Raw genomic sequence first — 9945 nt, forward strand, 5'->3', positions numbered from 1 at the left:
GCTGACGACGGTTTGCCCCGAGTAGCTGCCGTTGAACGCTTCCACATAGATTTTCAGCTGCTGCGTGCTTTGGCTGCGGGCGGCAGGCACAAAGGTATAGCGGCGGTTTAAGCTGTTGAGGCGGTTGCTCAGATTATTGGCCAGCGCGTCATCCAGCGGGTTGGCCCACAAATGGTTGCGGGCGAAGTTGAGGCGGTAGGCATCGGTTTGATACACCAGCCCGCCGGTATCCAAGGCATCGCTCAGATACGCTTTGACGGCGATTTCCGCGCCCCGCTCGGCCGGGCGGATATACTGGCTGTCGGGCAATACGAAATATTGCGGGCTTTGTGCCGTGCCGCAGGCGGCGGTCAGGAGGGCGGCGGTCAGGGCGGCGATACGCATTAGCGGCTTCCTTTCGGTATCGGGTCTTTGCTGCTGCTGTTGAAAATCAGCGCGTTGGGTTTTTCTTTCAAGGTTTGGATAACAGGCTGTACGTCTTTCAGCGTTTTATCCAGATTCTGCAGGGTCTGCTGCACGTCGCCGTACACGGGCGATTGCGGCGATACGCCCTGCAGCACTTGACGCAGCTCTTTCAGGGTTTGGTTCAGCTCGTTCGGAATGTTTTGCGTTTGCGGTTTGCCGACTAAGGTATTGAGCGAATTCAAGGTCTTGTCGGCCGTTTTCAGGGTGGCTTTCAATTCGGCCAGCGAGCCGTTCAGGCTGCCGACGGTTTTATCCAAAGGCAGGCTGTTGAACTTCTCCAACAGCGCAGAGACCTGCGCCTGAATGCCGTCCAGGCCGCCGCCGCGCGTGGCGATGACGGTATCGCCGCCGTACACGCTGTGCGGTTTGAGCTTGGGCAGCGACGACGGCGCATCGTCCAGCTCAATCATTTTGCTGCCGGTAATCAGGCTGTTGCTGCTGATGGTGGCGGTTAAGCCTTTATTTAAGGCCGTCTGAAACTGCTGCTGCCAATAGGCTTTGCTTTGCGCGTCGGCATTGATTTCCATGCGTGACGGCTCCAGGCGCAGGCGCACGGGAATCCAGCCGTTTTCAAACAGATGCAGGCTGTCGTTGTGCGCGAAATACGGCACGTCGGCCACCACACCGATGTTGATGCCTTTGTATTCCACGGGTGCGCCTGCGCTCAGGCCGCGCACGGACTGCTTGAAAAAGGCGGTGTAATAAAGCGAACGCTCGCCGGCCAGGTTTTCCACTTCGCTGCGGCTGCCGTAAAGCTGGAAGGCTTCTTCGTTGGCCACCGGACTGCCGCCGTCGCGCTCGGGCGAATCAAAGGAAATCGCGCCGGAAAGCAGCGCGGCCAGCGGCGCGGAATCAAGACTGATGCCGTTGCCGTCGGTTTTGATGTTGATGCCGCTCTCCAGCCAGAAGCGGCTGCCGGAGTTAATCAGCTTGTCGTTGGGGCTTTGGATAAAGATGGTGTAATGCACTTTCTGGCCCACGGGGTCGAAATGCGCGCTTTCGATTTGGCCGACCATAAAGTTTTCAAACAGAATGGGGCTGCCGACGCTCAAAATTCGGTCGTTGTCGCCCTCCAGCTTCAGGCGCAGGCCGCTTTGGCCGATGGCGGCAATCGGCGGAATGTCCAACACTTGGAATTCGTATTTCGTCTCTTCGCTTTTGCCCGGCGTAAAGGCGATATACGAGCCGGACAGCAGCGTGCCCAAGCCGGTGACGCCGCTTTGGTCGATGCGCGGTTTCACCACCCAAAACTGGGTATCGCTACGCATCAGGTTTTTCACATCGGCATTGAGCTGGGCGGTAATTTCCACGCCTTTTTGGTCTTCGCGCAGCTTGACTTTGGTGACGCGGCCGACATTGACGTCCAATACCTTAATTACGGTATTGTTGACTTCGATGCCCTCCGCGCTGTCCATCAGCAGCGTGACCGTCGGGCCGGTGTTGCGTATCTGCTTCATCAGCAGCCAGCCGCCGGCAATCAGCGCCACCAGCGGGATAACCCAAACTACGGACGCAAAAACATTGGTTTTCTTGATTTTGGCCGGTACGGCCGGCAAATCGGTTTTTTTATCGTTCATCGTGTGCGTGTTCCCGGCCGTCTGAAATCGCGGCACGATTGTGCCACTTATCCCAAATCAGGCGCGGATCGAAAAAATAAGCGGAAAACATGGTCAGCAGGACCACCAGACAGAAATACAGCGCCGCTTCGCCCGGTACGACCCGGGCGATATTGGTGTGAAAGGCGCTCATCAAAATAATAATCACAAAAATATCAATCATCGACCAGCGGCCGACCGCTTCCGTAAGGCGGTACATCACGGCCATTTTCGGCGCGGACATCGGCGGGCGGCAGACAGACGCGCAGGCAATCAATACCGCCATGGAAATAATCTTCAAAATCGGAATCAGAATGCTGGCGCAGAAAATAATCACCGCAATCAGATGATCGCCCTCTTTCCACATATAGACGATGCCGTTGAAAATCGTATTAATCTCCACCGTGGTCGGATTGGAGGAAATCATAATCGGCAGCAGGTTGGCCGGGATATACAGAATGGCCGCGGCTGCCAGAAAAGCCGCCGAAATGCCCAGGCTGTTCGGGCGGCGGCGGTATAAATCCGCGCCGCATACGCCGCACTCTGCTTCGTGCTGCGGGCGGAAATACAGGCAGCGGCTACAGCAGATTTTATCCGGCTCGGCCGCCTGCGCCACATCCTGCCCGCGCATACGGTGGATTTGGTAATACACCCAATGCTGCGGCACGGACACGGAAGTCCGCACCAGCATCAGCGCCAGCCCGAACATCAGATAAAACGCCGGGCCGAATTCGACCGCCGCTACCGACGATAATTTGATATGCGCCACCAGCGTGGCGATAAAAAACACATCGACCATAATCCAATGGCGCAGCCGCACCAGCACGCGCGTTGCCCAAAAAAGCGCGGGCAGCCGCCAACGCCAGGCCAGCGCACCGTACACATAAACGCACAGCAGCAGATACAGCAAAGGCGTGCCGAAAGTCAGGATAAACATCACCTCGGCCAAAAAGCCGAAATCCTGCAAAATCAGCAGGCGCATCATTTCGGGCAGCGACAAAATCGACACCACGCCCAGCATCTCGACGGTGACAAACATCATGCTGTACACAAACGCCATCAAAATCAGCGATGCCGTCGCATAAGCCAGCGGCGCGGCATAAGGCCGCTTTTCCACCTGCACGATTTCATGGTTGCAGGTCGGACAATGCACCTCACAGCCCTGCTCCAGACGCGGCACGGCCATGCGGCTGCCGCAGTCGGGGCAGTCCACAGTATGCGCGGGCAGGGTCGCGTCATCGCGACGGATGCCGTAGCCGATACGGGCAGGGAAAAATCTCATAAGGTTGGTCAGGGCCGCGCGCGGGCGGCAGGAAAATCATATATAGTTGGCGAAATTAATTTCTGCTACGGCGTTGGTTCGCCTTGTATCAAAACTTACTCTCCGACTATAGTCGGTTTTTGGAAACCCGACATTATAGAGCAGAATCTCCAAAACGTGTGCAAACAACGGTAAAGGCCGTCTGAAATCAATCACTTTCAGACGGCCTTACTCTTACCTATGCCATTACATATGGCACGGACACATCAAAAAATCAATGGCGGAAATGACGGATGCCGGTCACCACCATCGCCATGCCGTGTTCATCAGCGGCGGCGAACACTTCTTCGTCGCGCATGGAGCCGGCAGGGTGGATAATCGCTTTGATGCCTTGCTCCGCAATCACGTCGATGCCGTCGCGGAACGGGAAGAAGGCGTCAGATGCGGCGCACGCACCGTTCAAATCCAGATTGGCGTCTTGCGCTTTGCGGGCGGCGATGCGGGTGGAATCGACACGGCTCATCTGGCCGGCGCCGATACCGTAGGTTTGGCCGCCTTTGCCGAAGACGATGGCGTTGGATTTCACATATTTGGCCACGTTCCACACAAACATCAAATCCTGCCATTCCTGCTCGGTCGGTTGGCGTTTGGACACCACTTTCAAATCTTCGCGGCGGATTTGGTGGATGTCGGGGGTTTGTACCAGCAGGCCGCCGCCGACGCGTTTGAGCTCGAAGCGGTTGGCACCTGCTTGCAGCGGCACTTCCAGCACGCGCACGTTTTTCTTGGCAGCGGCGATTTCCAATGCTTCGGCGGTGAACGACGGCGCCATCAGCACTTCCATAAACTGGTTGTCGGTGATTTGCTTCACCGTTTCGCCGTCCACTTCGCAGTTGAAGGCGATGATGCCGCCGAACGCGCTGGTGGTATCGGTGGCGTAGGCCAGCTTGTAGGCGGTGAGCGTGTCGGCGGCCACGGCCACGCCGCACGGGTTGGCGTGTTTGACAATCACGCAGGCGGGCTGGTCGAAGGATTTGACTGCTTCCCAAGCCGCGTCGGAATCGGCGATGTTGTTGTACGACAATTCCTTGCCTTGCAATTGTTTGTACGCGCTCAAGCTGCCCGCCGCCGGATAAATATCGCGGTAAAACGCGGCTTGTTGGTGCGGGTTTTCGCCGTAGCGCATGTCCTGCACTTTGACCCAGCTTTGGTTGAACTGTGTCGGGAAAGCACCGACTTCCGGCTCGCCCGCCAGTTTTTCGTCGGACAATGAAGTCAGATAATTGGAAATCATGCCGTCGTATTGGGCGGTGTGGCTGAACGCTTTGCGCGAGAGGTTGAAACGGGTTTTATCGCTCAGGGCGCCGGCGTTGCTTTCCAACTCGGCGGCGAGAGCCGGGAAGTCGGCGGTATCGGTGACGATGGCAACGTGTTTCCAGTTTTTCGCAGCGGAACGCACCATGGTCGGGCCGCCGATGTCGATGTTTTCAATCGCGTCTTCCAGCGTGCAGCCGGGTTTAGCGATGGTAGCGGCAAAGGGATACAGATTCACGGCCACCAAGTCGATGTTGCCGATTTCGTATTCTTCCATTTTGGCAACGTGCTCGCTCAAGTCGCGGCGACCCAAGATACCGCCGTGGATTTTCGGGTGCAGCGTTTTCACGCGGCCGTCGAGCATTTCGGGGAAGCCGGTGTAATCGGCCACTTCAATCACGGGTACGCCCGCGTCGGCCAGCAGCTTGGCGGTGCCGCCGGTGGACAAAATCTCAACGCCCAGCTTGTGCAGCGTTTGGGCAAATTCAACCGCGCCGGTTTTGTCGGAGAGGCTGATCAGGGCACGTTTTACGGTTGCCATTTGGATTCCTTTTATTGAGCAGTTTCGGAAATCAAGGCCGCTGCGCCGGGTATTTCCCCTTCGAAACGGCGTGGAAAATCGGAAATTTTTACGGACTGTATTATCCGCTATTTTGGGATTTTTGGCAGCAGAAATGTTGACAATTTCAGGGGTTGCTTACAAAAAAGGCCGTCTGAAAAACCAAATATTCAGACGGCCTTTCCCTTATCCAACCACTTCGGCAACATACCCGCCGCCAGCGTTGCGGCAATCACAACGGCAATACCCGACCCTGCAACCAAGGAGAGACGCTCGCCCAGCAATACCACCGCCAGCAACACGCCGAACACCGGCTCGAGCGAAATCAGCAGCCCCGACAGATTGGCCGATACGCTGCCCATGCCCCTGTTCCACAGCCAATAGGCAAACCAGCTGCACCCTGCGCCCAGATAGAGAATCGCCAACGCGCCCTCAAGATTCCAATTTATACTGAAATCCTGTGCCAGCATAAAGGAAAACGGCAGACACATCAGCGCCGACACCGCCAACGATACCGGCGTATAGGTTGCCGCGCCGATATCGGCGATGAGTTTCTGCGTCGGCCGCATAATCAGGCAGAACACCAGCCCTGCCAAAAACACCAGCAGGCAGCCGAACAAATCAATCTCGCCGCCCGCCTCGCCGCCGCCCAAAATCAGCAGCAACACGCCGAAAAACGCCGCCGCGCCGCAAAGCCAGTGATACCATTTGGCTTTATCGTGAAAAAAGAAATGGCCGACCATCACCATCAAAATCGGCTCCAGCCCGACAATGGTGACGGCGCTGGCGGCAGAAGTATATTGCACGCCGACCAGTTGCAGCATCAGCACCACCACATAATTGAAAAACGACAGCCACAGCAGCGGCTTCCATTTATCCTTAGGAATACGACCGAGCGCGCGGCGGCAGGCGGGCAAAACCAGCAAGGCGGCAACCAGCAGGCGGATTTGCACCACCCACACCGCATCCAGCATGATGTAGGCGTATTTGGCAGCCACAAACGAGCTGCCCCAAATCATCATGGCAAGTATCTGATAGCCCATCGGCGCTCCAATCCTTGTTTTTCAGACGGCCTTTATGCTTCCAAAAGACCGTATTGCAGCAGTTTTTTACGCAGCGTATTGCGGTTCAGCCCCAGCATGGCGGCGGCCTTGCTCTGATTGCCGCCGCATTCTGCCATCACGCATTCCAGCAGCGGCTTTTCGACTTGGTTCAGCACCATTTCATACACCGCGCAGGGAGCTTCGCCGTTTAAATCCTTGAAATATTGTTTGACGTTATGCGCCACGCATTGCGCGATATCGGGAATGTGTTTTTTCATGTTGATAATTCCATATTGACGGCCAAGCGCTCAGCTGCCGCTCATGACTTTGATGCCCAAAAAGGCCAATGCGCCGCCGCACACTCTGTCTATCCAATGGCCGAAACGCCGGAAGCGGCGGTTGATGGCGGGAATAGACAGCATCAGCACCACCAGCGCAAACCAGATAAACAGCATTACCGTCATCCATGCGCCGTAAGCGGCCATCTGCCACATCGGCGTACTCGGTGACAACACCACGGTAAACAGCGACAGCATATACACCACGGCTTTGGGGTTGAGTACATTACACAGCAGCCCGCGCCATACGGCTTTCCACGCCGGCTCGGCCGCAGCCTGCTCCACGCGCACTTCCACAACTTCGCCCGATGCTTTGGCGCGGATGCCTTTGTAGCCGATATACACCAGATACAGGCCGCCGATGATTTTCACCGCCAAGAGCAGCGGCGCCGACTGCGCCACCAGAGTCACCATGCCGAGCACCGAGTAAACGATGTGCACGCCGAAACCGAGCGCGATGCCCAATGCGGTCAGCAAGCCCGCCGCCCTACCTCGGCTCAATGCCTGCTGCGACACCAGCACGAAATCCGGCCCGGGCGACATACAAGCCAAAAAGTGTACGCCGGTAATCACCCAAAAACCCTGCCAAAAATCCATTCGCTTAATCCTTTATTATTCCGACACCCTGCCGCTTCTGCTGCGGTCAGAAACCAAGAGCCGCCATCAGCTTGACACACCGCAGGTTCCCCCGCGCAGCTGATGACGGCCGCAATGTTCAGACGGCATATATAGTCGAACGCCAATTCTGCTACAGCATTGACCCGCCTGTTAGCAGAATATTCGCCAACGATGCCGCCTAGGCATCAATATTTTGCGCAATCAAGGCATTATTCTCAATAAAGGCGCGGCGCGGTTCGACTTCGTCGCCCATCAGGGTCACGAATACCTCATCCGCCGCAATCGCGTCTTCAATACGCACTTTCAGCAAGCGGCGCACGGCAGGATCCATGGTGGTTTCCCACAGCTGCTCGGGGTTCATCTCGCCCAAGCCTTTATAACGCTGTATGCTCATGCCTTTTTGTGCCGCGCTCATCAGAATGTCCAAGGCTTCCTCAAAGCTGCCCACGGCCTGCTCGCTTTCGCCTTTCACCAGCTTGGCCTCTTTGCCGACCAAGCCTTTCAGCGCGGCGGCGGTTTGGCTGATGGTTTGATACGCCTTGCTGTTGAGGAATTTCGGCTCGATGTAGCTGACCATCACATTGCCGTGCAGCTTGCGGGTGATTTTGATGAAATGGCCGCCCTCGTGTCCTTCAATGCGCTCGAGCGCGACTTCTTTTTCATCGAGCAGCGCGTTCAGGTCGGCGATGGCTTGGTCGGTACTTTCCGCCGAGGACAAATCCACTCCGTCCGCATACAGCATGGCATTCAGCACCAGATCGTCAATCACGCGGCTTTCTTGGGCAATCACGGCTTTGGCTTGCAAAAATTGCTTGGCCACGCCCGCCAACGCTTCGCCCTCGACCACGCGGCCGTCTGAAATAAGCTTGGCCTTATCCACCGCCAGACTCAGCAGCCATTGGTCTTTTTCGGCTTCGTCCTGCAAATAACGCTCCTGCTTGCCGTATTTGGCTTTATAAAGCGGCGGCTGGGCGATGTAGATGTAGCCGCGCTCCACCAATTCCGGCATTTGGCGGTAGAAGAAAGTCAAGAGCAGCGTGCGGATGTGCGCACCGTCCACATCGGCATCGGTCATGATGATAATGCGGTGGTAGCGCAATTTTTCGGGATTGAACTCTTCCTTGCCGATACCCGCACCCAAAGCGGTAATCAGCGTGGCAACCTCTTGGCTGGCAAGCATTTTTTCGAAACGCGCTTTTTCCACGTTCAAAATTTTACCTTTAAGCGGCAGAATCGCTTGGAATTTGCGGTCGCGCCCCTGCTTGGCGGAACCGCCGGCGGAATCGCCCTCGACCAGATACAGTTCCGACAGCGCGGGATCTTTTTCCTGACAATCCGCCAGCTTGCCCGGCAGACCCAAACCGTCCATCACACCCTTGCGGCGCGTGATTTCGCGGGCTTTGCGCGCCGCTTCGCGCGCACGGGCGGCTTCAACGATTTTGCCGGTGATGATTTTGGCTTCGGTCGGATTTTCTTCCAAAAACTCGGTCAACGCCTGGCTGATGATTTCGTTCACCACCGGGCCGATTTCGCTGGAAACCAATTTGTCTTTGGTTTGCGAAGAGAATTTCGGATCGGGCAGCTTCACCGACAACACGCAGGTCAAGCCCTCACGCATATCGTCGCCGCTGGTGTCGACTTTGGCTTTTTTCGCCACTTCGTTGGCTTCGATATAGCTGTTGATGGTGCGCGTCATCACTTGGCGCAACGCGGTCAGGTGCGTACCGCCGTCGCGCTGCGGGATATTGTTGGTGAAGCATTGCACCGACTCCTGATAGCTGTCGTTCCACTGCATGGCCACTTCCACGCCCATGCCGTCTTTTTCGCCGCTGGCATAGAAGATTTTCTCGTGCAGCGGCGTTTTTTTGCGGTTCATGTATTGGACGAAACCGGCCACGCCGCCCGACAGTGCGAAGCTCTCGTGTTTGCCGTCGCGCTCGTCGGTCAGCTCGATATCCACGCCGTTGTTTAAGAAAGACAATTCGCGGATACGCTTGGCCAGAATATCGAAGCTGTATTCCACCGTGCCGAATGTCGCCTCGCTGGCACGGAAGCGCACGGTCGTACCTTTTTTGTCGGTATCGCCGACCACGGCCAGCGGTTTTTCCGATGCGCCGTTGATGAAGCGTACGAAATGCTCTTTGCCGTCGCGATAAATGGTGAGCGTAACCCAGTCGGACAGCGCATTCACCACGGAAACGCCCACTCCGTGCAGGCCGCCGGAAATTTTATAGCTGTTATTGTCGAACTTGCCGCCCGCGTGCAGGATGGTCATGATGACCTCGGCGGCGGAAATACCCTCTTTCGGGTGGATGCCCGTCGGCATGCCGCGGCCGTTGTCGGATACGCTCACGGAATTGTCCGCATGGATAATCACGCGGATTTTGTCGCAATGACCGGCCAAAGCCTCATCAATGGCATTGTCCAATACTTCGAACACCATGTGGTGCAGGCCGCTGCCGTCCTGCGTGTCGCCGATATACATACCCGGGCGTTTGCGCACCGCCTCCAAGCCTTCGAGCACTTGGATACTGTCGGCACCGTATTCTTCGCGTTTTTGGTCGGTCATAATGTCTTTTCTTTTGAAACTAAAGGGAAATTCCGAATCAGGCCGTCTGAAAAACCGGCCTGTGTCTTGGTAAACAGACAAAGCGGAAAATAACACATAATTATACCTGATTTTGCTGGGAAATTCAGCAAAAAGGCCGTCTGAAAAACGGTTCATCGTTTTCAGACGGCCTTTTGGCAAATC

Annotated in this window: 8 protein-coding genes; all 8 read right to left on the reverse strand. The window is 56.3% G+C overall.

Features of this window, described 5'->3' with window-relative positions:
• A partial coding sequence (locus BDE01S_RS05080) for a PqiC family protein (protein ID WP_066078172.1) occupies nucleotides 1–384 on the reverse strand: 384 nt, incomplete at its 3' end.
• The gene (gene pqiB, locus BDE01S_RS05085) at nucleotides 384–2042 is read right to left on the reverse strand and encodes an intermembrane transport protein PqiB (RefSeq protein ID WP_066078174.1); all 1659 of its coding nucleotides are present in this window, start codon (nucleotides 2040–2042) and stop codon (nucleotides 384–386) included. The genes pqiB and BDE01S_RS05080, both read right to left, overlap by 1 nt.
• Nucleotides 2032–3342, reverse strand: a complete 1311-nt coding sequence (locus BDE01S_RS05090) for a paraquat-inducible protein A (RefSeq protein ID WP_245934302.1) — start codon at nucleotides 3340–3342, stop codon at nucleotides 2032–2034. The genes pqiB and BDE01S_RS05090 overlap by 11 nt, the downstream gene beginning before the upstream one ends.
• A 253-nt stretch (nucleotides 3343–3595) precedes the next feature.
• Nucleotides 3596–5176 (reverse strand): bifunctional phosphoribosylaminoimidazolecarboxamide formyltransferase/IMP cyclohydrolase, encoded by a 1581-nt coding sequence (gene purH / locus BDE01S_RS05095; RefSeq protein ID WP_066078176.1) that lies wholly within the window; start codon nucleotides 5174–5176, stop codon nucleotides 3596–3598.
• A gap of 188 nt (nucleotides 5177–5364) precedes the next feature.
• A complete protein-coding gene (locus tag BDE01S_RS05100) occupies nucleotides 5365–6237 on the reverse strand; it encodes a DMT family transporter (protein WP_066078181.1) in 873 nt (290 codons plus the stop codon).
• A gap of 32 nt (nucleotides 6238–6269) precedes the next feature.
• The gene (locus tag BDE01S_RS05105) at nucleotides 6270–6515 is read right to left on the reverse strand and encodes a Fis family transcriptional regulator (protein WP_066078184.1); all 246 of its coding nucleotides are present in this window, start codon (nucleotides 6513–6515) and stop codon (nucleotides 6270–6272) included.
• Nucleotides 6516–6545: 30 nt separating this feature from the next.
• Complete coding sequence (locus BDE01S_RS05110) at nucleotides 6546–7172, reverse strand: LysE family transporter (RefSeq protein ID WP_066078187.1); 627 nt, start codon at nucleotides 7170–7172, stop codon at nucleotides 6546–6548.
• Between the two features lie 199 nt (nucleotides 7173–7371).
• Nucleotides 7372–9762, reverse strand: coding sequence for a DNA topoisomerase (ATP-hydrolyzing) subunit B (gyrB, locus tag BDE01S_RS05115; RefSeq protein ID WP_066078193.1), 2391 nt, complete (start codon nucleotides 9760–9762; stop codon nucleotides 7372–7374).
• Nucleotides 9763–9945 lie beyond the last annotated feature (183 nt).

Origin of the sequence: Bergeriella denitrificans NBRC 102155 (genome assembly GCF_001592185.1) — a bacterium.
GTDB lineage: Bacteria > Pseudomonadota > Gammaproteobacteria > Burkholderiales > Neisseriaceae > Neisseria > Neisseria denitrificans.

Coding starts and splice junctions, on each gene's coding strand:
- pqiB (WP_066078174.1), bottom strand. CDS start 2,042: ATGAACGATAAAAAAACCGATTTGCCGGCCGTACCGGCCAAAATCAAG.
- BDE01S_RS05090 (WP_245934302.1), bottom strand. CDS start 3,342: ATGAGATTTTTCCCTGCCCGTATCGGCTACGGCATCCGTCGCGATGAC.
- purH (WP_066078176.1), bottom strand. CDS start 5,176: ATGGCAACCGTAAAACGTGCCCTGATCAGCCTCTCCGACAAAACCGGC.
- BDE01S_RS05100 (WP_066078181.1), bottom strand. CDS start 6,237: ATGGGCTATCAGATACTTGCCATGATGATTTGGGGCAGCTCGTTTGTG.
- BDE01S_RS05105 (WP_066078184.1), bottom strand. CDS start 6,515: ATGAAAAAACACATTCCCGATATCGCGCAATGCGTGGCGCATAACGTC.
- BDE01S_RS05110 (WP_066078187.1), bottom strand. CDS start 7,172: ATGGATTTTTGGCAGGGTTTTTGGGTGATTACCGGCGTACACTTTTTG.
- gyrB (WP_066078193.1), bottom strand. CDS start 9,762: ATGACCGACCAAAAACGCGAAGAATACGGTGCCGACAGTATCCAAGTG.